24 protein-coding genes are annotated in these 23,139 nt (G+C 60.2%); 7 read left to right on the top strand and 17 right to left on the bottom strand.

Features of this window, described 5'->3' with window-relative positions; translation table 11 throughout:
• Window positions 1–107: 107 nt before the first annotated feature.
• Entirely contained in the window at window positions 108–899 is a 792-nt protein-coding gene (locus tag J5M72_RS21340; RefSeq protein ID WP_207867001.1) for a PhnD/SsuA/transferrin family substrate-binding protein, read from the bottom strand.
• 7 nt (window positions 900–906) lie between these two features.
• Entirely contained in the window at window positions 907–1,848 is a 942-nt protein-coding gene (locus J5M72_RS21335) for a fatty acid desaturase (RefSeq protein ID WP_207867000.1), read from the bottom strand.
• Between the two features lie 337 nt (window positions 1,849–2,185).
• Between J5M72_RS21335 and J5M72_RS21330 the strand changes: the two genes are divergently transcribed.
• Window positions 2,186–2,605, top strand: coding sequence for a GNAT family N-acetyltransferase (locus J5M72_RS21330; RefSeq protein WP_207866999.1), 420 nt, complete (start codon window positions 2,186–2,188; stop codon window positions 2,603–2,605).
• On the opposite strand, the gene def is transcribed toward J5M72_RS21330, so the two are convergent.
• From def to J5M72_RS21315, 3 genes are all read right to left on the bottom strand, one after another.
• Window positions 2,606–3,145 (bottom strand): peptide deformylase, encoded by a 540-nt coding sequence (gene def, locus J5M72_RS21325; protein ID WP_169431588.1) that lies wholly within the window; start codon window positions 3,143–3,145, stop codon window positions 2,606–2,608.
• Window positions 3,146–3,147: 2 nt separating this feature from the next.
• Window positions 3,148–4,098 (bottom strand): YihY/virulence factor BrkB family protein, encoded by a 951-nt coding sequence (locus tag J5M72_RS21320; RefSeq protein WP_207866998.1) that lies wholly within the window; start codon window positions 4,096–4,098, stop codon window positions 3,148–3,150.
• 174 nt (window positions 4,099–4,272) lie between these two features.
• Window positions 4,273–4,464 (bottom strand): CsbD family protein, encoded by a 192-nt coding sequence (locus J5M72_RS21315; RefSeq protein ID WP_065259333.1) that lies wholly within the window; start codon window positions 4,462–4,464, stop codon window positions 4,273–4,275.
• A gap of 198 nt (window positions 4,465–4,662) precedes the next feature.
• On the opposite strand from J5M72_RS21315, the gene J5M72_RS21310 reads away from it, so the two are divergent.
• Window positions 4,663–5,040 (top strand): hypothetical protein, encoded by a 378-nt coding sequence (locus J5M72_RS21310; RefSeq protein ID WP_007951149.1) that lies wholly within the window; start codon window positions 4,663–4,665, stop codon window positions 5,038–5,040.
• A 165-nt stretch (window positions 5,041–5,205) separates the two neighbouring features.
• Here J5M72_RS21310 and fadD1 read toward each other — a convergent pair whose 3' ends face one another.
• Both fadD1 and fadD2 read right to left on the bottom strand, forming a co-directional pair.
• Window positions 5,206–6,903 carry a long-chain-fatty-acid--CoA ligase FadD1 gene (gene fadD1, locus J5M72_RS21305; protein WP_169431590.1) on the bottom strand — a complete coding sequence of 566 codons (1,698 nt, stop codon included), beginning with the start codon at window positions 6,901–6,903 and terminating at the stop codon, window positions 5,206–5,208.
• A gap of 350 nt (window positions 6,904–7,253) precedes the next feature.
• On the bottom strand, window positions 7,254–8,942 hold the full coding sequence (gene fadD2, locus J5M72_RS21300; protein WP_207866997.1) for a long-chain-fatty-acid--CoA ligase FadD2: 1,689 nt from the start codon (window positions 8,940–8,942) through the stop codon (window positions 7,254–7,256).
• A 247-nt stretch (window positions 8,943–9,189) separates the two neighbouring features.
• Here fadD2 and J5M72_RS21295 point away from each other — a divergent pair, with 247 nt between their 5' ends.
• Together J5M72_RS21295 and J5M72_RS21290 are read left to right on the top strand one after the other, a co-directional pair.
• The gene (locus J5M72_RS21295) at window positions 9,190–10,134 is read left to right on the top strand and encodes an alpha/beta hydrolase (RefSeq protein ID WP_207866996.1); all 945 of its coding nucleotides are present in this window, start codon (window positions 9,190–9,192) and stop codon (window positions 10,132–10,134) included.
• A 43-nt stretch (window positions 10,135–10,177) separates the two neighbouring features.
• Window positions 10,178–10,648: a MaoC family dehydratase gene (locus J5M72_RS21290; RefSeq protein WP_003227420.1), complete on the top strand. Its 471-nt coding sequence runs from the start codon at window positions 10,178–10,180 to the stop codon at window positions 10,646–10,648.
• A 69-nt stretch (window positions 10,649–10,717) separates the two neighbouring features.
• Here J5M72_RS21290 and J5M72_RS21285 read toward each other — a convergent pair whose 3' ends face one another.
• Window positions 10,718–11,185, bottom strand: coding sequence for a PA2169 family four-helix-bundle protein (locus J5M72_RS21285; RefSeq protein WP_025112834.1), 468 nt, complete (start codon window positions 11,183–11,185; stop codon window positions 10,718–10,720).
• Between the two features lie 204 nt (window positions 11,186–11,389).
• On the opposite strand from J5M72_RS21285, the gene J5M72_RS21280 reads away from it, so the two are divergent.
• Both J5M72_RS21280 and J5M72_RS21275 read left to right on the top strand, forming a co-directional pair.
• Window positions 11,390–11,626 carry a DUF3820 family protein gene (locus tag J5M72_RS21280; protein WP_003213031.1) on the top strand — a complete coding sequence of 79 codons (237 nt, stop codon included), beginning with the start codon at window positions 11,390–11,392 and terminating at the stop codon, window positions 11,624–11,626.
• A gap of 30 nt (window positions 11,627–11,656) precedes the next feature.
• Window positions 11,657–12,838: an aminotransferase class V-fold PLP-dependent enzyme gene (locus J5M72_RS21275; protein ID WP_207866995.1), complete on the top strand. Its 1,182-nt coding sequence runs from the start codon at window positions 11,657–11,659 to the stop codon at window positions 12,836–12,838.
• Here the strand turns inward: J5M72_RS21275 and J5M72_RS21270 are convergent.
• The 4 genes from J5M72_RS21270 to zwf form a co-directional block, all read right to left on the bottom strand.
• The gene (locus tag J5M72_RS21270; RefSeq protein WP_207866994.1) at window positions 12,835–13,551 is read right to left on the bottom strand and encodes an intradiol ring-cleavage dioxygenase; all 717 of its coding nucleotides are present in this window, start codon (window positions 13,549–13,551) and stop codon (window positions 12,835–12,837) included. The genes J5M72_RS21275 and J5M72_RS21270 overlap by 4 nt on opposite strands.
• Window positions 13,552–13,734: 183 nt before the next feature.
• The gene (locus J5M72_RS21265; RefSeq protein ID WP_011335602.1) at window positions 13,735–14,400 is read right to left on the bottom strand and encodes a bifunctional 4-hydroxy-2-oxoglutarate aldolase/2-dehydro-3-deoxy-phosphogluconate aldolase; all 666 of its coding nucleotides are present in this window, start codon (window positions 14,398–14,400) and stop codon (window positions 13,735–13,737) included.
• Window positions 14,401–14,417: 17 nt separating this feature from the next.
• A complete protein-coding gene (gene pgl / locus J5M72_RS21260; RefSeq protein WP_207866993.1) occupies window positions 14,418–15,131 on the bottom strand; it encodes a 6-phosphogluconolactonase in 714 nt (237 codons plus the stop codon).
• Entirely contained in the window at window positions 15,118–16,584 is a 1,467-nt protein-coding gene (zwf, locus tag J5M72_RS21255; RefSeq protein WP_207866992.1) for a glucose-6-phosphate dehydrogenase, read from the bottom strand. The genes pgl and zwf overlap by 14 nt, the downstream gene beginning before the upstream one ends.
• Window positions 16,585–16,811: 227 nt before the next feature.
• Between zwf and J5M72_RS21250 the strand changes: the two genes are divergently transcribed.
• The gene (locus tag J5M72_RS21250; protein WP_169432688.1) at window positions 16,812–17,672 is read left to right on the top strand and encodes a MurR/RpiR family transcriptional regulator; all 861 of its coding nucleotides are present in this window, start codon (window positions 16,812–16,814) and stop codon (window positions 17,670–17,672) included.
• 136 nt (window positions 17,673–17,808) lie between these two features.
• Here the strand turns inward: J5M72_RS21250 and J5M72_RS21245 are convergent, their stop codons facing one another.
• From J5M72_RS21245 to J5M72_RS21225, 5 genes are all read right to left on the bottom strand, one after another.
• Window positions 17,809–18,663 (bottom strand): D-hexose-6-phosphate mutarotase, encoded by an 855-nt coding sequence (locus tag J5M72_RS21245; protein WP_169431597.1) that lies wholly within the window; start codon window positions 18,661–18,663, stop codon window positions 17,809–17,811.
• A 116-nt stretch (window positions 18,664–18,779) separates the two neighbouring features.
• Complete coding sequence (locus J5M72_RS21240; protein ID WP_169431598.1) at window positions 18,780–20,129, bottom strand: carbohydrate porin; 1,350 nt, start codon at window positions 20,127–20,129, stop codon at window positions 18,780–18,782.
• A gap of 95 nt (window positions 20,130–20,224) precedes the next feature.
• Window positions 20,225–21,385, bottom strand: coding sequence for a sn-glycerol-3-phosphate ABC transporter ATP-binding protein UgpC (gene ugpC / locus J5M72_RS21235; RefSeq protein WP_207866991.1), 1,161 nt, complete (start codon window positions 21,383–21,385; stop codon window positions 20,225–20,227).
• Window positions 21,386–21,387: 2 nt separating this feature from the next.
• Entirely contained in the window at window positions 21,388–22,233 is an 846-nt protein-coding gene (locus J5M72_RS21230; RefSeq protein ID WP_207866990.1) for a carbohydrate ABC transporter permease, read from the bottom strand.
• On the bottom strand, window positions 22,226–23,134 hold the full coding sequence (locus J5M72_RS21225; protein ID WP_085697145.1) for a sugar ABC transporter permease: 909 nt from the start codon (window positions 23,132–23,134) through the stop codon (window positions 22,226–22,228). Before J5M72_RS21225 ends, J5M72_RS21230 begins: the two co-directional genes overlap by 8 nt.
• Between the last annotated feature and the right edge of the window lie 5 nt (window positions 23,135–23,139).

The following is a 23,139-nucleotide window of genomic DNA, read 5'->3' as shown; positions in this document are numbered from 1 at the left end:
TCGCTGAATGTCCGGTCGTCCGGTGGCGCGATCCTAGCAAGGTGCCTTATGCGTTAAAAATACTTAAAAAGAATTCTTATATTCCATTAGTGCATTACAAGAAGCCACTAACGCAAGCGGCCATAACCCAGTTCTTCGGCCTCGCGCTGATAATCCAGCAGAACGAGGTAATCGCTTTCGCTGGCGGGCAGGACATCGGGCAAACCGAGCATGCGGGCCACATCGGGCAAGTCTTGCAGGCTGCGGTTCATGGCCCGGCGCAGGTGTTCGATCTGCTCGTGCGTCGTACTGGCTGCGGTGATGAAGGGCAAGGTCGGGCTGAACGCACTGCGCGCCACCACCCGCAATCCGCCGACCTCTTCAGCGGCGTGCTGCGCCAGGTACGCGAAGGTCACACTGTCGATGGCCGCCAGATCGGCGCGGTCTTCGCGCAACCAGCGCAGGCTTTCCCGATGTCCGCCACTAAGACCCACCGAAGCGAAAAACCGCCCGTCCCGCTGCAACGGCGCCAGGCGCTGGCGCAACAGGTTCATGCCGCTGTTGGAGTCTTCGCTGTTGATCACCCCACGACTGTCGAAGAACGCCGCCAGACTGCGGCGCGGATCATCGGCGCGGCTGAGGATCAGGCTGCAATGATGACCCGCGCTGGCGTCCGGCAACTCGTAGCGCGGACGGCCGACAATCCTGACCTGGCCACGCAACGCGGTCATCAACGGGTAACCGCAGGTCTGGGTCAACAGCAACTCGGGCGAGCGCCAGAGTTCGAGCAAGGACAAGCCCTCGGCATCGAGCCGCGAACCGCCGAGGTGTTCGAGAATCCGCGCCAGCCACTGCTCGTTCGCCGCGCGGATCGGCTCGGGGGCGATGTACATCAACAGCTCTGCGTAACCTGACGTCATGGTGGTCTCAAATGAATGGATGCTGCGGACTGTCGATCGGCTTGATGCCGTGCCGGCGCCACAATTGCCCATAACCCTGTACCAGAAATCCGCCGCTGCGTTCGACCCATTGCTCCCGGCGCATGCGATAGGCCTTGGGCAAGTCGTACCACGCCAGCTTCGGCAAATCGTGGTGCACCAGATGGAAATTAAGGTTCAGGAACAGCCAGCGCCATGGCCATCCGGCTTCATTGAGCACTGTGCGCTGCTGCGGTTGTGCGTGGGGCCGATGCTCATAGTAGGAGCGGACCATCGCAATCGACAGCGCCGGGATGCTGATCAGCAGCAGGTAATGCCAGACCGGCAACACGCTGTAGCGGGCAATGAACACCAGCATCAGCACGGTCAAGGCACCGTGGGTCAGCCACATCAGCCAGGCCTGCCGTTCGCCGCTTTTGAGGCGTTGCAGTTCTTCACCGGCCAGCGTCAGCAAGGCCAGCGGCGCGCCGAGGACGAATCGACCAAGCACAGTCTTGTTCAGCCAGTGCAGGCTGCGTTCGAACAGCGAACTGCCCTGCCAGCGCTGGGCGCTCAGGTAACGGCTTTCGGGGTCGAGGCCGGGGATCGTCAGGTCTTCATCGCGATGGTGCTGCAAATGGCTGTCACGATAGAGCGTGTAGGGATACCACACGGCGAACGGCGCGTAGCCGAGGACTTTGTTGACGAAGATCCAGCGCGTCGGATGGCCATGGAGTAATTCGTGCTGCACCGACAGCCACAGCACCAGCAACGGAATCAGCAGCAGCGTGCTCCACCAGAGACCGAGCCATTCGCTGCCGAGCATCACGCAGAACCAGCCAACATACACGCCAATCAGCAGCAGCCAGGTCGGCCACTCGGTACGGGCGGTGAAGCGTTGGCGCAGGGCTTCGATCTGTTGGCGATGGGCGTCGTCGAAATAATGGGACATGGCGTGGCTCGGAACGAGGGTCTGATCGTTCTGTGCAACACCATCGGGAAATCTTGCAGATTATTTTTGCGGGCTGCTTTCAAGGACAAGACGGGAGCCCGGATCCGGGCTCCCGAAAGGCGTGATCAATGGCCAAAAATGTCGACTTTTTTCGCTCTTTTCTCGTGGCGTTTCTCGATCGCGGTCTTGGCCGGTTTCTTCTTCGCGGCTTTCTTCGAATCCATACCTTTGGACATGATGCGTACTCCACTCAGAGGGGATGTGAGATCAGGTATACACCTATCCCGGCGAGGACGTTGTTTTATAATCCGCGACTTTTGCACCGGCAGTCCGATTCATGACCGACACCCGTTACAGCCAGCTCGACGACCTGTCCTGGCCCTTGATGAACAAGTTCTACCGCCAGCATCAATCGTCGATGAAAGCGGTGCGCGAGGCGCAATTGTGGGTGGCGCGGCGGGAGGAAATCGTGGCTGCGCTGTGTCTGCGGCCGGTGTTCGGCGGGCATTGGCTGACCGGCTTGTTCGTCGCCCCTGCGTGCCGCGAACAGGGCATCGCTGCGCAATTGATCGCGGCGGCGGTGAAAGATGTGGAGGCGCCGGTGTGGCTGTTCTGCCACCCGGACCTGCGCGAATTCTATGAGCGACGCGGCTTCACCTTCGACCCCGCCCTGCCCCAGGCCATGGCCGAGCGCCTGAGCCGTTATGCGCGGAGCAAGCCGATGATTGCCATGGAGCTGGCGCCGCGCACTGGCTGATCAATCGTCGGCGTCGGGATCGAGATCCGGGAACATCACTTCGGTAAAACCGAACTTGCTGAAATCGGTGATGCGCGACGGGTACAGCCGTCCGATCAGGTGGTCGCACTCATGCTGCACCACCCGCGCATGGAATCCCGAGGCCACGCGCACGATCGGCTCGCCCTTGGGATCGAAACCCTCGTAGCGGATCTGTTGATAACGATCCACCGCGCCACGCAGACCGGGCACTGACAGACAGCCTTCAAAGCCCTCTTCCATCAGCGGGCTCAACGGCGTGATCAGCGGATTGATCAGGATCGTCTGCGGCACGGCTTCGGCGTCCGGGTAACGCTCGCTGTGCTCGAAGCCGAAGATCACCAGTTGCAGGTCGACGCCGATCTGCGGTGCGGCCAGGCCAACACCACCGACGCTTTCCATGGTCTGGAACATGTCGTCGATCAGTTGCCACAATTGCGGGCTGTCGAACATCTCGGCCGGCACCGGCGGGGCAATGCGCAGCAGGCGCTCGTCGCCCATCTTCAGGATTTCACGGATCATGATCAGGCTTCGTCTGCGTTCGGCTTGAGCGAGTGATCGCGCCCGAGACCGGAAACGTGTTGTTTGGGATGTTCATCGAGTTCGCCGGGCACTTTCTCGCCCGAATCCTTGCCCTCGCTGGACATGTGTTCGATCACCGCATTCATCTCCGCGCCGAGCAACAACACGGCAGAGGAAATATAGAAATACAGCAACAGCACGATGATCGCACCGATGCTGCCATACATGGCGTTGTAGTTGGCGAAGGTCTTGACGTAGAACGCGAAACCCAGGGAGGCGATGATCCACACCACCACCGCCAGCACCGAGCCCGGGGTGATGAAGCGGAACTCCTGTTTGACGTCGGGCATCACGTAGTAGATCAAGGCGACGGCCACCATCATCAGGATCACGATCACCGGCCAGCGGGCGATGGTCCACACCGTGACGATGAAATCTTCCAGCCCGACCTGACCGGCAATCCAGCCCATCACCTGAGGCCCCAGCACCATCAGCGCCGCGGCGGCCAGCAGCATGCCGGCGATGCCGACGGTGTAGAAAATCGACAGCGGGAAGCGCTTCCAGATCGGCCGGCCTTCGACCACGTCGTAGGCCGCATTCATCGCGCTCATCATCAGGCGCACACCGGCGGACGCGGTGTACAGGGCGATGACGATACCCACGGAAAGCAGGCCGCCCTTGGACTGTTGCAACTGATCGATCACCGGGTTGACCTGCTCCAGCGCCTGGGGCGGCAACACCAACTCCGATTGCAGACGCAGCCAGGAAAAGAAGTCCGGCAGGTGCAGGAAACCGATCAGGGCAATCAGGAACAGAATGAACGGGAACAGCGAGAACAGCATCTGGTAGGCCAGTGCCGAGGCATAGGTCGACATCTCGTCGTCCATGAACTCGGTGACGGTGCGCACGATGACCCGGTGCAGGGGCAGGCCTTTCATGTCGGGGAAAATCATTCGCGTCTCCTTTCGCCGCAAAACAGGTTGAAGTCGTGGCGACTGGGGCCGTTTTCTCTCATCAAAGTAGCCTACTTGGCGACTCTGAAACACTGTGATCCGTGACTGCATGTGAACGACACACAAAAACGGCCATCCTTGGATGGCCGCTTCGGTGTTTCGTTCAAGGCTGGATCAAGCCTTGTCGACGCCTTTCTTGATCGCGTCCTTGGCTTTGCCCACCGCTTGCTGGGCCTCGCCTTTCTTCTCTTGCAGTTTGCCTTCGGCTTGCAGCCTGGTGTTGTCGGTAGCTTTACCGACGCCTTGCTTGACGTTGCCGACGGCTTCGTTGGCCATGCCTTTTACTTTATCGCCTGTGCTACTCATGGTGTTTCTCCTTGGTGCATTGAAGGGGAAAAGTCAGTACGTAATGATTGACTGACCCCGTTTGCGCCAAGTTTCATTTATTTTCAGAACTTCATTTCGTCGCGGCGTGCAGGTTGGGCTTTATGTTTGCGAGCGTAGCCCCGAGAATGCCCACCATAAGGGCGCCAGGCGCCACAGAACCGATCCCGCAGGAATGTTATGAAACTCGATAAAAAGCAGGCCATCGCCCGTCGCAACCAGGAACTGGGCGGTGCCGTGCTCGGCACCAACAACTGCCACTTCGCCGAACTGAACCGCAACCGTAACATCTGGTGGTTCGATCTGCCGGTGTCGCGCCTGGCCATCGGTCAGTACGAGTGGATTCACCTGTTGATGCACACCCCGGCCACCGACGAACTGCTGCACCTGAAAGTGCCGACCGTGTTTCTGCGCGAAAAGCTCGAAGGCCTGGTGATCCGCAACGAAGGCAAGCGCAAGGCGGCCCTGAGCCTGGAACTGAGTGCCGACAAGGATTCTTACCTGCAGGACATGCGCCCGGCGGGCACCAACGTGAACTTCGCGCCGTTCCGCCAATAGCAGAAAAAGCTTCGCGGGCAAGCCCGCTCCCACATTCGCCTGTATTCCAATTGGAGGAACGCGGTTGAATGTGGGAGCGGGCTTGCTCGCGAAAGCGACCTAACAGTCACTACAAACCTACAACATGCACCAACAAAAAGCCCCGCATCTGCGGGGCTTTTTGTTTTATGCGGCGCTCTTCGCCTTGATCTTCTTCAGCTCTTCGTCGCGCAGTTCGCGACGCAGGATCTTGCCGACGTTGGTGGTCGGCAGCGCATCGCGGAACTCCACCGAACGTGGCACCTTGTAGCCAGTGACGTTGGCGCGCATGTGCTCCATCACCGTTTCCTTGGTCAGCGTGACGCCTGGCTTGGCGACGATGAAGATCTTGATCGCCTCGCCCGACTTCTCGTCCGGAATACCGATGGCCGCACACTGCAACACGCCCGGCAGGGTCGCCAGCACGTCTTCCAATTCGTTCGGGTACACGTTGAAACCGGAGACCAGGATCATGTCTTTCTTGCGATCGACGATGCGCATGTAGCCGTCCGGCTGGATCAGCGCGATGTCACCGGTCTTCAGCCAGCCTTCGCTGTCGAGCATCTCGTCGGTGGCTTCCTGACGCTGCCAGTAGCCCTTCATCACTTGCGGGCCCTTGACGCACAGCTCGCCGATTTCGCCCAGCGGCTGCTCGACGCCGGCGTCATTGATGACTTTGCACAGGGTCGACGGCACCGGAATGCCGATGGTGCCGATCTGGATGTTCTGGATCGGGTTGACCGTGGCCACCGGGCTGGTTTCGGTCATGCCGTAACCTTCGCAGATCGGGCAACCGGTGACCGCTTTCCAGCGCTCGGCGGCGGCCAGTTGCAGAGCCATGCCGCCGGACAGAGTGACTTTCAACGCCGAGAAGTCCAGCTTGCGGAAACCTTCGTTGTTGCACAGGGCCACGAACAGCGTGTTGAGGCCGACGAAACCGCTGAACTTCCACTTCGACAGTTCCTTGACCATCGCCGGCAGGTCGCGCGGGTTGCTGATCAGGATGTTGTGGTTGCCGATCAGCATCATCGCCATGCAATGAAAGGTGAACGCATAGATGTGGTACAGCGGCAGCGGGGTGATCAGGATCTCGCAACCTTCATTGAGGTTGGAGCCCATCAGCGCCTTGCACTGCAGCATGTTGGCAACGAGGTTGCGATGGGTGAGCATCGCGCCCTTGGCCACGCCGGTGGTGCCGCCAGTGTATTGCAGCACCGCGACATCGCCGCTGTCCGGATTGGCTTCCGCTACAGGCTGGCCCTGGCCCTTGCTCAGCACGTCGTTGAACTTGACGGCTTTGGGCAGGTGGTAGGCCGGAACCATTTTCTTCACGTACTTGATGACGCTGTTGATCAGCAGGCGCTTGAGCGGCGGCAGCAGGTCGGCGACTTCAGTGACGATAACGTGTTTGACCCCGGTTTTCGGCACCACGGCTTCGGCCAGGTGAGCCATGTTCGCCAGGCACACCAGCGCCTTGGCGCCGGAGTCGTTGAACTGGTGTTCCATTTCCCGCGCGGTGTACAGCGGGTTGGTGTTGACCACGATCAGGCCGGCGCGGATGGCACCGAAAACGGCGACCGGGTACTGCAACACATTGGGCAGTTGCACGGCGATTCGATCACCGGGCTGCAAGTCGGTATGCTGTTGCAGATAAGCGGCAAACGCACCGGACAATTCGTACAGTTCACCGTAGGTGATGGTCTTGCCCAGGTTGCTGAACGCCGGTTTGTCGGCGAAGCGTTGGCAGGATTGCTTCAACACTGCCTGAATATTCGGGTACTCGTCTGGATTGATGTCGGCAGCAATTCCAGCGGGGTACTTATCCTTCCAAAAGTCTTCGATCATGGAAGCCCACTCCTCAGCAACGCGAATTCAGCACCGCATTTGATGCGATTATTATTGGTGTTTGTTTATTGGTGAGTCTGGCTTTTTACAAGGCCGAGAAGTCACAAAGCGCGCCGAGAGTAGCAGCTTTGCCAAGGGTCGACTAGAGCCAAAAGCGGCCCCTACAGTCATTTTCATGACTCAAGAACCACTGGCAGTCATTTTAGAGCAAAAATCCTATAACGCTTTGAAAGTCCCGGTTTTCGGGGCTGGAAACGCGAGCGGGCTCGCTCCCACAGGGTCATCAGTGAACCTCAGGGAGCGAGCCCGCTCCGGGCGGCGATCCGACGATTTCGCTTGGCGCGGTCTGTTTATGCGATATCGCGCAACTCCCGCCGCAGAATTTTCCCGACAGGCGTCATCGGCAACGACTCACGCAGCACGATGTGTTTCGGCACCTTGTACGCGGTGAAATTTTCTTTGCAGTAGGCCTTCAGCTCTTCCAGGCTGACCCCGGTTTCCCGCGCCACCACAAACAGCTTCACCGCCTCGCCGGAGCGCTCGTCCGGCACACCGATCACCGCGCAGTTGGCGACTTTGGGGTGGGCCATCACCACGTCTTCGATCTCGTTCGGGTACACGTTGAAACCCGAGACGATGATCATGTCTTTCTTGCGGTCGACGATGCGCACGAATCCGTCCGGGTCGATCACCGCAATGTCGCCGGACTTGAACCAGCCCTCGGCATCCAGCACTTCGGCGGTGGCCTCGGGTTTGTTCCAGTAGCCCTTCATGATCTGCGGGCCCTTGATGCACAGTTCGCCGCGCTCGCCCAGAGGCTGTTCAGCGCCGTCGTCGTTGATGACTTTCAACAAGGTACCGGGTACCGGCAGGCCGACCGTGCCGATTCGCGACAGCTCGCCGTACGGGTTGGTGCAGGCCACCGGCGAGGTTTCGGTCAGGCCGTAGCCTTCGGTGATGCGGCAACCGGTGAGCTGCTCCCAGCGCTCGGCGGTGGCCTTGACCAGCGCGGTGCCGCCGGAGTTGGTGAGCTTGAGGGTGGAGAAATCCAGGGTCTTGAAGTCCGGATGGTCCATCAGGGCGACGAACAGGGTGTTGAGCCCCAGCAACGCCGAGAACTTCCAGTTCTTCAGCTCCTTGATGAAGCCGCCGATGTCACGTGGGTTGGTGATCAATACGTTGTGGTTGCCGGACACCATCATGCACATGCAATTCGCGGTGAAGGCGTAGATGTGGTAAAGCGGCAGCGGCGCGATCATCACCTCCTGCCCTTCGCGCAACAGCGGCTGGCCGTCGCTGCCGAACTGACCGAGGCAGGCGCGCACCTGTTGCATGTTCGCCACCAGGTTGCCATGGGTCAGCATCGCGCCCTTGGCCAGGCCGGTAGTGCCGCCGGTGTATTGCAGCACGGCGATGTCGTCCAGGCCGACCTTCAGCGGCTTGATGCCCAGGCCCCGGCCCATGCGCAACGCGCGCTTGAAGGAAATCGCCTGGGGCAGCGAATACGCCGGGACCATTTTCTTCACTTTGCTGACCACGGTGTTGACCAGCCAGCCCTTGGCGGTGGGCATCAGGTCGCCCATCTTCGCTTCGATGAGATATTGAATGTCGGTGTCCGGCAGCACTTCCTGGACCTTCTGGCCGAACATGTTCAGGTACACCAGCGCCCGGGCACCGGAGTCCTTGAACTGGTGACGCATCTCCCGCGCGGTGTACAGCGGGTTGGTATTGACCACGATCAGCCCGGCACGCAGCGCACCGAACACGGCAATCGGATAATGCAGGACGTTGGGCATCTGCACCGCGATGCGATCCCCCGGCGCCAGATCGGTGTGGGCTTGCAGATAACCGGCGAACGCAGCGCTCTGGCGCTCGAGTTCGGCGTAGGTCAGGGTCACACCCATGTTGCTGAACGCTGGGCGGTCAGCAAATTTCTTGCAGGAACGCTCGAACACCTCGATCACCGACTTGAATTCATTCGCGTCGATATCCAGGGGTACGCCCGCCGGGCGTTTGTCATTCCAGAAATCAGGTTGCATTGTTCTTGTCCTCTTTACCTGAGCCGATCCGGGGCCGCTTCGCTGTCATTTCTTTCCATCCGTGAAAAAGCCGAGAGCAAAAAGCGGGGCTTCACGGACACTAGCAGCTATGGTCAATCAGGCAAATATGAGCGACGTCCTCATTGATCGTGTGAATCTTCCTGCCGTGGCGTGAGCTGATCGGACGCGCTATACAATGCAATCTCTGCAAGCCCCTGCAGCAAAAGCATGCCGCAAAGGAATCGCCATGATCCACGACACTTTCTGGCTGGACGCGAATGACCGCAGCCGCCTCTTCGTCAACCAGTGGCTGCCCAACGCACCGCTAAAAGCGGTGATTCTGCTGGCCCACGGCATGGCCGAGCACAGCGCTCGGTATGCGCGACTGGCAGACTCGTTCTGCGCCGAAGGCTACGGTGTGTACGCGCCCGATCAGCGCGGCCATGGCAAAACAGCCGATCATGGGACGCTCGGACATTTCGCCGACGACGATGGCTGGTGCAAGGTGGTCGGTGATCTGGCGAGCCTCAACCAACACATCGGCCAACGCCATCCCGGCGTGCCGATCGTGCTGCTCGGGCACAGCATGGGCAGCTATATTGCCCAGGCTTATCTGCTGCATCACAGTGCCAGCCTTCACGGCGCGATTCTCAGCGGCTCGAATTTTCAGCCGGTTGCGCTGTACCGCGCGGCGCGGCAGATCGCCCGGTTCGAAAAACTGCGTCAGGGCGCCAAGGGACGCAGCGCGCTGATCGAATGGCTGTCGTTCGGCTCGTTCAACAATAAATTCAAACCGGCGCGCACCCGGTTCGACTGGCTGAGTCGCGACCCGGTCGAAGTCGACAAATATGCCACCGATCCGCTGTGCGGCTTTCGCTGCACCAATCAGTTGTGGATCGACCTGCTCGGCGGGTTGCAGCAAATCAGCAAAGCGTCCAATCTCGCCCAGATCGACCCGGGCCTGCCGTTGCTGGTGATTGGCGGCGAATGTGATCCGGTGAGCGAAGGCAAGCGTCTGACTGATCTGGCCAATGCCTTGCGCTCGGCCGGCAGTCAGAACCTGCAACTGAAGATCTACCCGCAGGCCCGGCACGAATTGTTCAACGAGAGCAACCGCGACGAAGTGACCGCCGATGTGCTGGCCTGGATCGACCAGGCGCTGAGCCATCCCCGTCCGCACCGTAGCGAATAATTTATTTGTGGATTCATTTAGTCAGTCACAGGAATCGATACCGATGACCCAGGTTACCAACATCCCTTACGAAGCCCTCGAAGTGGGCCAGACCGCGAGCTACAGCAAGACTGTCGAGGAACGCGACATTCAGCTGTTTGCCGCGATGTCCGGCGATCACAACCCGGTGCACCTGGACGCCGAGTTCGCCGCCGCCAGCATGTTCAAGGAGCGTATCGCCCACGGCATGTTCAGCGGTGCGCTGATCAGTGCGGCAGTGGCGTGCGAGCTGCCTGGGCCGGGCACCATTTATATCGGCCAGCAGATGAGCTTCCAGAAGCCGGTGAAGATCGGCGACACCCTGACCGTGCGCCTGGAAATCCTCGAGAAACTGCCGAAATTCCGCGTGCGTATTGCCACTCGCGTGTTCAACCAGCGCGATGAACTGGTGGTGGACGGCGAGGCCGAGATCCTGGCACCGCGCAAACAGCAGACCGTTACGCTGCCAACCTTGCCAGCCATCAGCATCGGCTGATCGTCCTCGGTTAAATCCGGACTCAAAAAAACGCCAGACTAGCTGGCGTTTTTTCTTGACCTCGAACGCTTACGAGCGTGCGCGAGCCTGGTTACGCAGGGCTTTCACCTGATCGTGATTGCGTTGCACGCCGTGGTACTGACGCTCGACCAGATCACGAATGCCGACCAGATTATGCTTGTTGATCTTTTCGATCGCTTCACGATAGGCCTTCAGGGCGTGGTCTTCACCGCGCTCGGCTTCGTTGAGCACCGCTTCTTCGTCCTTGCCGGTGAACATTGCTTTGACGTCGACCCAACGACGGTGCAGATCACCGCTGACGCTGGTGGAGGTTTCCGGATCGCCGCCCATTGAACGCACGGTCGCCTGCAATTCGGCGGCAGCGGTAGCGCAGTCGGCGGAGCGTTTCGCAAACAGGGCTTTCAGTTCTGGGTGCTTGATATCTTCAGCACAGGTCTTGAACCCTTCCTGACCGTCCTTGCTGGTTTCGATCAGGTCGTTGAGGACAGAGATGGCTTCTTTATTCATGTCAGTCATTTTTCAATTCCTTGCGTGGGTGAAAGATGCAAGGAGTGTTGCAGTGGTCGTGCCAGCTTTCGCTTAAGAATTTAATTGTTTAATTTCAACAACTTAAAAACAAAACAAAAAACTGTATGCCTGTTATTTGCATGATCTGTCATTTGGCCTGCATGCAGAATGCCTGTATTTTCCAGACTGTTTCGAATCAAGACGATCCCTTTGATGAATCCTGAAAAACTCGAGTTGCTGATCACCCGCGAAATGCCCTTTGGCAAGTACAAGGGCCGGATCATCGCCGACCTGCCCGGCCCGTACCTGAACTGGTTCGCCCGGGAAGGATTTCCCCATGGCGAACTGGGCGGCCTGCTGGCCTTGATGCAGGAAATCGATCACAACGGCCTGTCGGAGCTGCTTGAACCGTTGCGCGCAAAACACGGCAAACCTGCCCCGCGCCACTGAGGCGTCACCCTGATCCGAGTCGAGTCAACCATGCCCGATAACACCCGCCGCGCCCGAGACGAAGCCTTCTGGCAAACCTTCGCCGACCGTTACGACCGCCACCCCGGCCCCATGAACCTGGAAAACGGTTACTTCGGACGCATGTCGCGCACGGTGGTCGAGGAGTACCAGCGCAACGTCGAGCTGATCAACAACAGCAATTCGGTGTACGTGCGCCAGCGTTTCGAACAGCACGACAGCCTCGACATCCGCGCACAGCTGGCCGAGATGATCGGCGTGCGCGCACAAAGCATCGCCTTCACCCACAACGCCACGGCCAGCCTGCAATCGCTGATCCGCAACTACAAACGGCTCAAGCCTGGCGATCAAGTGCTGATCTGCGACCTGGAATACGACACGGTCAAGAGCGCCATGCGCTGGCTGGCACGCCATCGCGGGGTCGAAGTGATCGAGATCGAGCACACTCACCCGGCCAGTTTCGAAAGCCTGCTGGCCACTTACCGCGAAGCCTTCATACGTCACCCGAAGCTCAAGCTGATGGCGCTGACCCACGTCACCCACCGCACCGGGCTGGTGATGCCGGTACAGGCCATCGCCGCGCTGGCCAGGGAGCATGACGTCGACATCATCCTTGATGGCGCCCATGCCCTCGGCCAGATCGAGTTCGATCTGGAGGCGCTGGGCATCGCCTTCGCCGGGTACAACCTGCACAAATGGATCGGCTCGCCGCTGACTCTGGGCTTTCTCTACATTGCCCCGCAGCGTCTGGCCGACATCGAACCGGACATGGGCGAGATGCATTTCCCGCTCAACGACATTCGCTCGCGCACGCCCTACAGCACACCGAACATTCCCGCGCTGATGACCCTGCCGCTGGTATTCGAGGAGCATCGTGCGCTCGGTGGCGCCGCGGCCAAGGGCGCACGGGTGAACTACCTGCGCAACCTGTGGGTCAGCGCCGTGCGCAACCTGCCGGGCATCGAGGTCACCACGCCGGACGATCCGCGTCTGTATTGCGGCATCACCTCGATGCGTTTTACCCGACATGACGACCAGCAGGCGATGGCCGACCGCCTGCTCAACGACTACAACCTGTTCACCGTGGTGCGCAACGGCGCGGCCTGCGGGCCGTGCATCCGCATCACGCCGTCGTTGACCACGACGGCGGCGGAGATTCAGTCACTGATTCTGGCGTTGAATGAACTGCGTTAAACCGTGTACTTGTCGAAGTCCTCGGGCTTGATCTGCGACGACACCGCAAAGGTGTCGATGCCGATCGTGAGGTGACCGAAGTAACCGTCCTCGTGAGAGTCGCGGCCAATCGGCCAGACTGTCAGCGTCGAGGCTTCCCCGCCCATCCGGGTGTAGTAGTGATCCTGGCAGTTGTTCAGCGGTGCGGACACCCGCCCGCGATAGGCCTTCGTATTGAGCACCGAGCGTGTCACGACTTCGGGAAAGTACAGCTGCCCGACCCAGGCTACGTTGCGCTCATCCAGGTATTCGCTGCCGGCAACGATGCGCACCGCCACATGGATATGTAACGCACGCCCGGCATAAAACCCCGGATAGATCGTGGTGAAGCGCACCCTGCCCTTGTGATCGCTGAACTGGCCGCCACGCAGGTAGGTGTCATCGTCGGTTCGCGGGATCGAACCGATGTCCTCGACGTCGACTGCCAGATCCGGGTTGATCCGACTCCAGCCCGAGTAAGACCCGCACGCATTGCAGTGCCAGATATCCACCAAGGCACCACTGACCGGTTCGGCGGTCATGGCATCGACGATGGTCAGGCGCAGCAGCAACGGCAGGCCCTCGGCCCCTTCGCTGATGTTGCGACGCAACAGTCTGGGATTGCGAAAATAGGGCCCGGCGACTTGCTCGGGAGCCAGTTGATAAACCGCTGGAGCTGAAGGCTGGTTGTCCATGAGGCGTTCTCTCTTCCATAAGATGAACGCAGGTTAACGCCCCACGCGAAGCCAGGTGCGGTAACTATGTATCTCGACATAACGAAGGCGTTTCGGGCAAAAAAAAACGGTGCACCGACCAAGCGCACCGTTAAAGCCGTAGAACACACAACGAAGTGTAGGGTTGCAACTATTTGAAAAACATCAGTCCAGCAGCGCCAACGCCTCGGCGGTGCATTCCTGAATGCGGGCCCAGTCGCCGTTCTTGATCCACTCCGGATCGAGCATCCAGCTACCGCCTACGCACATAACGTTTTTCAGCGCCATGTAGCTCTTGATGTTGGCAGGACCCACGCCGCCGGTCGGGCAGAATTTCACTTCGCCGAACGGGCCGCCGAGGGCCTTGATGGCTGCCACGCCGCCGCTGACTTCAGCCGGGAACAGCTTGAAGCGGCGATAACCCAGGCCATAGCCTTCCATGATGCCGGAGGCATTGCTGATGCCCGGCAGCAGCGGGATCGGGCTTTCGACGCTGGCTTCCAGCAGGTCACGGGTGATACCCGGAGTGACAATGAATTGCGAACCGGCAGCTTCAGCCGCGGCCAGCATGTTGCGGTCGAGCACGGTGCCGGCACCGGTCACCAGTTCCGGGCGCTGTTCGCGCAGGATCTGGATCGCCTTGAGGCCGAACTGCGAACGCAGGGTCACTTCCAGCGCGGTCAGACCGCCGGCAGCCAGGGCGTCAGCCAGCGGCAGCACGTCCTGTTCACGGGCGATGGTGATCACCGGCAGGATCCGCGCCTTGGCGCAGAGGCTGTCGATCAGGGCAACTTTGTCCGCCATGGAAACGGTCGGGGATGGGGTTGTCATAGCGGCTGTTCCTTGGCTCATGGGCACCAGTAAATCTCTAACGTAGGTTGCAGAAACGCGCGAACCGGCATGGCGGCGACGTCGTTGGATGCCAGTGCGGCATTCAGGGTGGTCAGTTTCGACTGACCGGAAATCGACAGAATCTTGTGCTTGGCCGATGCCAGCAGCGCCCGGCTCATGGTCAGGCGTTGACGCGGCACGCTCGGCGCCAGCATCGGCCAGCAACGACGGGCGCCATCGGCTTGCAGGGCTTCAGTCAGATTCGGGCTGTCCGGGAACAGCGACGCGGTATGGCCGTCATCGCCCATGCCCAACACCAGCACGTCGATGGGCGGCAACTCGGCGAGCAACCGATCGGCCTGCTCCGCTGCCTGCTCGACGTTGGCCGCCGCGCTGTAAAGGCTGAGGAATTGCGCCTTCGCTGCCGGGCCTTTGAGCAGATACTGCTTGAGCAGTCCGGCGTTGCTGTCGGCATGTTCGACCGGTACCCAGCGCTCGTCGGCCAAGGTCACGACGACCTTCGACCAGTCCAGCGCCTGCTTGGCCAGGTGCTGGAAAAACGCCACCGGGCTGCGACCGCCGGACACCACCAGCACGGCGTTGCCGCGCGCAGCCAATGCCTCGCTCAACTGCTTGGCGACATTCAGCGCCAGGCCTTCGGCGAGCAATACCGGGCTCTTGAATTCACGGGCATTCACGCCCTGGGGCAGTTTCACATCAGATATCGCCATACCACGACCTCCCGTCCCGCGTGATCAGTGCAATGGAGCTCATCGGCCCCCACGACCCGGCCGCATACGGCTTGGGCGCGTCACCGGATTTTTTCCACCCGGCGATCAACTGGTCACACCATTTCCACGCGGCTTCGATTTCATCTTTACGGACAAACAGGTTCTGATTGCCGTTCATCACTTCCAGCAACAACCGCTCGTAGGCATCGGGGATTCGAGCGCTGCGCCAGGTGTCGGAAAAATTCAGTTGCAGTGGGCCGCTGCGCAGTTGCATGCCCTTGTCCAGGCCTTGCTCCTTGGTCATCACACGCAGGGAAATACCTTCGTCCGGTTGCAGGCGGATGATCAGTTTGTTGCTGATCTGCAGGCGCTGCTCGGGGGCGAAGATGTAGTGCGACGGTTCCTTGAAGTGAATGACGATCTGCGACAGCTTCTGCGGCATGCGCTTGCCGGTGCGCAGGTAGAACGGCACGCCGGCCCAACGCCAGTTGCGGATGTCGGCACGCAGGGCGACGAAGGTTTCGGTGTCGCTCTGGGCGTTGGAATTCGGTTCTTCGAGGTAGCCCGGTACGGACTTGCCTTCGCTGTGCCCGGCGATGTACTGGCCGCGCACCACTTGCGTGGTCAGGCCTTCCGGACTGATCGGCGCCAGGGCCTTGAGCACCTTGACCTTCTCGTCGCGGATGCTGTCGGCGGACAGGTCGGCCGGCGGGTCCATGGCGATCAGGCAGAGCAGTTGCAGCAGGTGGTTCTGGATCATGTCCCGCAACTGACCGGCCTTGTCGAAATAGCCCCAGCGGCCTTCGATGCCGACCTTCTCGGCCACGGTGATTTCCACGTGGGAGATGTAGTTCTGGTTCCACTGGGTTTCGAACAGGCTGTTGGCGAAACGCAGGGCGATCAGGTTCTGTACGGTCTCTTTGCCCAGGTAGTGGTCAATGCGATAGGTGCGGTTCTCCGGGAAGAACTGCGCCACAGCGTCGTTGACCTTGCGTGAGGACTCGAGGTCGGAGCCGATCGGTTTTTCCAGCACCACGCGGGTGTTTTCTGCCAGACCAACGTTCGCCAGGTTCTCGCAGATCGCGCCGTACACCGCCGCCGGGGTGGCGAAGTAGGCAATCATGCGTTGCTTTGTGCCCGCAAGATCAGCCAGCGCCACGTAGTCTTCAGCCTTGAGGAAGTCGACGTGCAGGTAGGTCAGGCGCGCCAGAAAGCGCTCGGCCACGGCCTCGTCCAGTTCCTTGCCCACGTAGCGACGCAGTTCGGCGGCAATGAATGCCATGTGCTGCTGGTCGGAGCCCTCTTCACGGGCCAGCGCGATAATACGCGTGTCCTCGTGCAGCAGGCCGGCGCCATCCAGGTGATAAAGGGCAGGAAACAGCTTGCGCAGGGCCAGATCGCCCAAGGCGCCGAACAAGGCGAAGGTGCACGGTTCAACCGTAATCGAAGGCATGATGTTTGTTCTTTTATCAAGTTAAGCTACAAATACCTTTTTTCAAGGCATCACTCAAGGGAAAATGTAGTAATAACCACAACATTTTCGCAAAATACAGATTCCGAGTGGTGGTCGGTCGGAGCCATCAGTAGGATAGGCCACCGTCACGGGCCACATCAAAGGCCCAATTTGCATAGCCGTGCGCTTATCGGCGCCGGTGAATCTAGGAAATCCATATGGACCGCGTGCGAAATTTACTGGAACAGATCCAGAGTCGCCTTGAAGAGCTGAACAAGGCCGAACGCAAAGTCGCCGAAGTGATCCTGCTCAACCCACAGCAGGCCACCCGCTTCAGCATCGCCGCCCTCGCCCAGGCAGCAAAGGTCAGTGAACCGACAGTCAACCGTTTCTGCCGCTCGTTCGGCGTCAGCGGCTACCCCGAACTCAAGTTGCAACTGGCACAGAGCCTGGCCAGCGGCGCGGCGTATGTCAGCCGTGCAGTAGAAGCCGACGACAATCCCGAGGCCTACACGCAGAAGATTTTCGGCAGTGCGATCGCGTCGTTGGACAGCGCCTGCCAGGCACTGGACCCGAACCTGATCAGCCGCGCCGTCGACCTGTTGATTCAGGCGCGGCAGATCCACTTCTTCGGCCTCGGCGCTTCGGCGCCGGTGGCGCTGGATGCGCAGCACAAGTTCTTCCGTTTCAACCTGGCGGTGACCGCGCATGCTGATGTGTTGATGCAGCGGATGATTGCTTCGGTGGCGCATACCGGTGAGTTGTTCGTGATCATTTCCTACACCGGGCGCACCCGCGAGCTGGTGGAAGTGGCGCGCATCGCCCGGGAGAACGGCGCTTCGGTACTGGGCCTGACCGCCGAGAACTCGCCCCTGGCCAAGGCCAGTACGCTGAGCCTGAACATTCCGCTTCCGGAAGACACTGACATTTACATGCCGATGACTTCGCGGATCATTCAACTGACCGTGCTGGATGTGTTGGCGACCGGAATGACCTTGCGTCGCGGGGTGGATTTCCAGCCCCATCTGCGCAAGATCAAAGAGAGCTTGAATGCGAGCCGGTATCCGGTGGGTGACGAGTTCAACTGATCCGAATCTTGGGCTGAATGTCCGGCCTCTTCGCGAGCAAGCCCGCTCCCACATTCGACTGTATTTCTCCAGATGAAATGCGGTCACCTGTGGGAGCGGGCTTGCTCGCGAAGGCGTCAGCCAACTCACCGCAAATCTAGGCTGCAGCCCACGCCTGCAAACTCAGATGCGCCTTCTCCCCCGGCGCCAGATGCAGGCTGTCCTTACCGCCCGCCGCCGCCTCAACACAGACAAATTCCGAGATCTCATCCCAAGTCACGCCCAGCAACGGCCGCGCCCCCGGATGCCAGACCACCGTGTCCGCACTTTCGCCGGTATCGATGCACAGCTCGCGCTGCCAGGCGTGATCCTTGAGCTGCAATTCGCCGTCGTGCTGGAACACGCGCTGACAGCCGCCATCGACCCGCAACTCGCCTTCCTGCTGGCAAACCTCACGATTCAACTGGTCGTAACCCTGCGCCCCTTCGAGCCCAGACAGCGCTATCTCACTGACGTCGCCAATACGCCAGTAAGCATGCAAAGCCTGGCTCAACTGGCACGGCATGTCGTCCTGATGCTCGGTACTCAGGCGCAATTCCATGCGTTCACCGAGGTGCGCGTGCAGATCCACCTGCCAGTCGCACAGCTGCAATTGCCAATGCAGGCGCACGCCGTCGTCGGCGGTGCTGCTGTCGAGCAGTTTCCAGTCCAGCAATCGCGCCCAGCCGTGGGACGGCCACGCGTTTTCGCTCGGATGGCGGCCATACCACGGCCAGCAAACCGGGACACCGCCACGGATCGCCCCGACGTGCGGCCACTTCGCCGCGCACCATAACCACGGTTTTTGCCCGCGCGGTTGAAAGTGCAGCAACTGCGCACCCTGACGACTGAACACCGCCTGACACAGCGGATGGTCGATCACCAGCACATCGCGCATCTGATAGCGCTCCCAGGCGAACACCGGTCGTTCACGCAAGGACTTGAAGAAGCGTTGCAGCGGATGCTCATGCATGGGCCACGGTTCCAGATTCAACTTTCATGGGCTGCGACACCCCTTTCCAAAAAAAAGCGGACAGCCTTGGCTGTCCGCAAATATGCGCACATAGAGAGGAGCTTATCGCAGACGCGTCAGAACGTAGACTGAATTTTCAGGCCAGCGACCAAAGCGTTGTCCACCTGATCCACACCACCCGGGTGAGTGATGTATTGCAGGTTCGGACGCACGGTCAGCCAGTTGGTGACGTGGAAGCCGTAGTTGATCTCGTAGTTGTATTCGGTCTCGCGAATCGGCGAGAACACCGGATTGTCGTAGTCCGAAACACCGTTGGAGGCGTTCAGCAGCTCGGCGTTTTTCTTCACGTCGTCGTTGACATGGATACGCGCGGCACCGATACCGACGTCATCCTTCGGACGGGCGTCGAACGGGCCTTTGTAGACAAACATCACCGACTGGTAGTTGTCGATGAAGTTGGTGTCCTTGTCGTGGAACGTGGCGTTGGCCGCAATGTTCAGACCGCGGGAAGCATCACCGTTGTGGCTGGTGAGTTGCTGTTGCGCAACGAACCAGTAGCCGTGTTTGCTGCTGTGGGTGCGGTAGGCATTACCGGTGGTCGCAGCGTCGTTGCCGTTGATGTCTTCGCGGACGTCTGCAGCATCAGCCGTGCTCTTGTAGTAACCGACGCGGTATTCGCCCGGCAGGCTGTTGACCTTCGGCGACCAGACCAGCTCGACTGGCAGCACAGTACCGGCGGTGCCGCTGCCGCTGAGCTTGAAGCCATTGCCGTGTTCCAGCTGCGACGGGTTCTGGTTGTACGCGCCGATCTGCGCGTAGAGCTCGTCGTTGATGTTGTACTTCACACGGATCGCGGCCTGGCTGACGGGCCAGTTGTACCAGATGTTGGTCGCCCAGTTACCCACCTGCGAGCCGCAGAACGCCAGGTTCTGGAATTCGCACGGGAAGGTGTTGAAGTCTTCGCCTTCACCGAAGTAACCGGCCTTGACGTCGAGTTTGTTGTCGAAGAACTGGTGCTGAATCCACAGCTGGGTCAGACGCACCATGTGGCCACGACCGTAGACTTCCTGCGAGGAAGACAGGGTGCCGGCACGCGGGTCGCCAACGCGGTCGTTGGAAATGTTCTGACCGTTACGGTTGGTCAGCTGGATCTTGGCCTGAGTGTTGTCCCAGCCCCAGAGTTTTTGCAGGTCCAGTGCCACGCCCAGACCGAACTGGTCGCTGTAGCGGCCGGTCTTGTCGTCGTTGTAGCCGCCATGCAGATTGGCGCCCATTTCCCCAACGTAGTCGGCCTTGATGTCGATGCCTTGCTCGATCAGCTTGGTCCGCTCACCCCCCCAGTCGCCCGTCATCCACTTGGAATCGGAGCTGAATGCATCGGCGGCCATGGCATTGCCGGCCAGTACCAATGCGGCCGCAGCTGACATTTGGCAGATCAACCGGGCATTGACGTGTTTCTTTTTCATCCCTACATCCTCGTCTTTATTGTTATTAACTGTTTTTTTCCAACGCGGTTTACATCCCCTGGGGAAATGGGCGTGCCCACTCCCCCATTGATTTCTTACCGACCTTTGAACTGCGCGACGTTGGCGCTGTGCGCTTCAGTCTTCGGCAGCCCCGCAACCCCCAGGCGCTCCCCGCTCTTGGCGTCGAACAGCAGCACTTTCGACGGATCGAATTGCAGGGTCAGGGTCTCGCCCACCTGCGGCGCCACGTCCGGCGCCAGTCGGCAGCAGACCTTGGTGTCGTTGAGGTTGACGAACACCAGGGTGTCCGGACCGGTCGGCTCGGTGACCTGCACTTCGGCCTTGATGCTCGGCAGGCCGTTGCCGTCGCCGTTCGCCAGCGCGATCTGCTCAGGGCGCAGACCGAGGATCACTTCGCGGTCTTCGAGACCGGCGTCCTGCATCGCCATCGGCAGCTCGCAACGGGCCTGGCCGCTGTCGAGCAACGCGACCAGACGGCCGTCCTTGCGTTGCAGGCGCAGCGGGATGAAGTTCATCGGCGGCGAACCGATGAAGCTCGCCACGAACAGGTTGGCCGGGTCGTTGTAGATCTCTTTCGGCGTACCGAACTGCTGGATGATGCCGTCCTTCATCACCGCCACCTTGTCGCCCAGGGTCATCGCTTCGATCTGGTCGTGGGTCACGTAGACCGTGGTGGTTTTCAGGCGCTGGTGCATCAGTTTCATTTCGGTGCGCATCTCGACGCGCAACTTGGCGTCGAGGTTGGACAGCGGTTCGTCGAACAGATAGATCTTCGGTCGGCGCGCCAGTGCACGGCCCATCGCCACGCGCTGTTGCTGACCACCGGAGAGCTGGCCCGGCTTGCGATTGAGCAGGTGCTCGATCTGCAGCAGCTTGGCCACACGGGCGACCTCCTCGTCGATGGCCGACTGGCTCATCTTGCGGATCTTCAGACCGAACTCGATGTTCTCGCGCACGCTCATGGTCGGGTACAGCGCGTAGGACTGGAACACCATGGCGATGTCGCGATCTTTCGGGCTCATGCCACTGACGTCCTGGTCACCGATCATGATCGCGCCGCCGGTGATGGTTTCCAGGCCGGCGATGCAGTTCATCAGGGTCGACTTGCCGCAGCCCGAAGGCCCGACGAGGATCAGGAACTCACCGTCCTTGATCGACAGTTCGATGTTCTTCAGGGTGTCCGGCAGGCCGGCACCGTAGGTCTTGTTTACATTGCGAAGTTCGAGCGTAGCCATGATTACCCCTTGACTGCGCCGGCCGTCAGCCCGCGCACGAAATACTTGCCTGCGACCACATAGACCAGCAGGGTCGGCAGCCCGGCGATCATCGCCGCCGCCATGTCCACGTTGTATTCCTTGGCCCCGGTGCTGGTGTTGACCAGGTTGTTCAGCGCCACCGTGATCGGTTGCGAATCACCGCTGGAGAACACCACGCCGAACAGGAAGTCGTTCCAGATCTGGGTGAATTGCCAGATCAGGCAGACCATGATGATCGGGGTGGACATCGGCAGGATGATCTGGCGGAAGATCGTGAAGAACCCCGCGCCATCGAGACGTGCCGCCTTGATCAGTGCATCCGGAATACTCACGTAGTAGTTACGGAAGAACAGCGTGGTGAACGCCAGACCGTAAACCACATGGATGAACACCAGGCCGGTAGTGGTGCTCGCCAGACCCATCTTGCCGAGGGTGAACGACGCCGGCAGCAGCACGGTCTGGAACGGCAGGAAGCAGCCGAACAACAGCAGGCCGAAGAACAGCTGCGAACCGCGGAAGCGCCAGAACGACAGCACGTAGCCGTTCAACGCACCGATGGCGGTGGAGATGATCACGGCCGGCACGGTGATCTTGATCGAGTTCCAGAAGTAGCCATCGACCGTCGCCCAGGCTTTCACCCAGCCGATGCCGCTGACCACGGTCGGCCAGCTCAGCAGGTTGCCGGTGGAGATGTCTTCCGGGGTCTTGAAGCTGGTCAGCAGCATGACCACCAGCGGTACCAGATACAGCAGGACCGCGAGGATCAGCACCACGTAGATCGCGATGCGACTCAGGCTGATGGCCGGTTTGGAGGCGAGACTAGTCATGACGCTTGGTCCTCAGCTCGGAGTACAGGTAAGGCACGATGATCGCGAGGATCGCACCGAGCATCAGGATTGCACTGGCCGAGCCCATGCCCATCTGTCCACGACTGAACGTGAACGAGTACATGAACATCGCCGGCAAATCGGAGGAATAACCCGGGCCGCCGGCCGTCATGGCCGCCACCAGGTCGAAGCTCTTGATCGCGATGTGCGCCAGGATCATCACCGCACTGAAGAACACCGGACGCAGGCTTGGCAGCACCACTTTCCAGTAAATGCGCGGCATGCTCGCGCCGTCGATCTGGGCGGCACGGATGATCGACTGATCAACGCCACGCAGACCGGCGAGGAACATCGCCATGATGAAGCCCGAAGCTTGCCAGACCGCCGCGATCACCAGGCAATACACCACGCGATCCGGGTCGATCAGCCAGTCGAGACGGAAGCCTTCCCAGCCCCAGTCCCGCAGCAATTTGTCCAGGCCCATGCCCGGGTTGAGCAACCATTTCCACGCAGTACCGGTGACGATCATCGAGAGCGCCATCGGGTACAGGTAAATGGTGCGGATAAAGCCTTCGCGGCGGATTTTCTGGTCGAGGAAAATCGCCAGCGTCACGCCGATCACCAGGGTAATGCCGATGAACATGCCGCCGAACACGGCCAGGTTCTTGCTCGCCACCCACCAGCGGTCGTTGTCGAACAGCCGTGCGTATTGCGCCAGCCCTGCCCACTTGTAGTTCGGCAGGAAGGTCGATGTGGTGAACGACAGGACAAACGTCCAGAGGATATAGCCATAGAAGCCCACCAGAACGATGAACATGCTCGGCGCCAGCACCAGTTTCGGTAGCCAGCGCTGCAGTGCGTCGAACGGCGAGGCCTTGCTGAACACAGCAACAGAACTCATGGGAA

The sequence above is a fragment of the Pseudomonas sp. 58(2021) genome (assembly GCF_017491585.1).
Taxonomy (GTDB): Bacteria; Pseudomonadota; Gammaproteobacteria; order Pseudomonadales; family Pseudomonadaceae; genus Aquipseudomonas; species Aquipseudomonas fluorescens_BT.
This window is presented reverse-complemented; position numbering and strand designations above follow the sequence as displayed.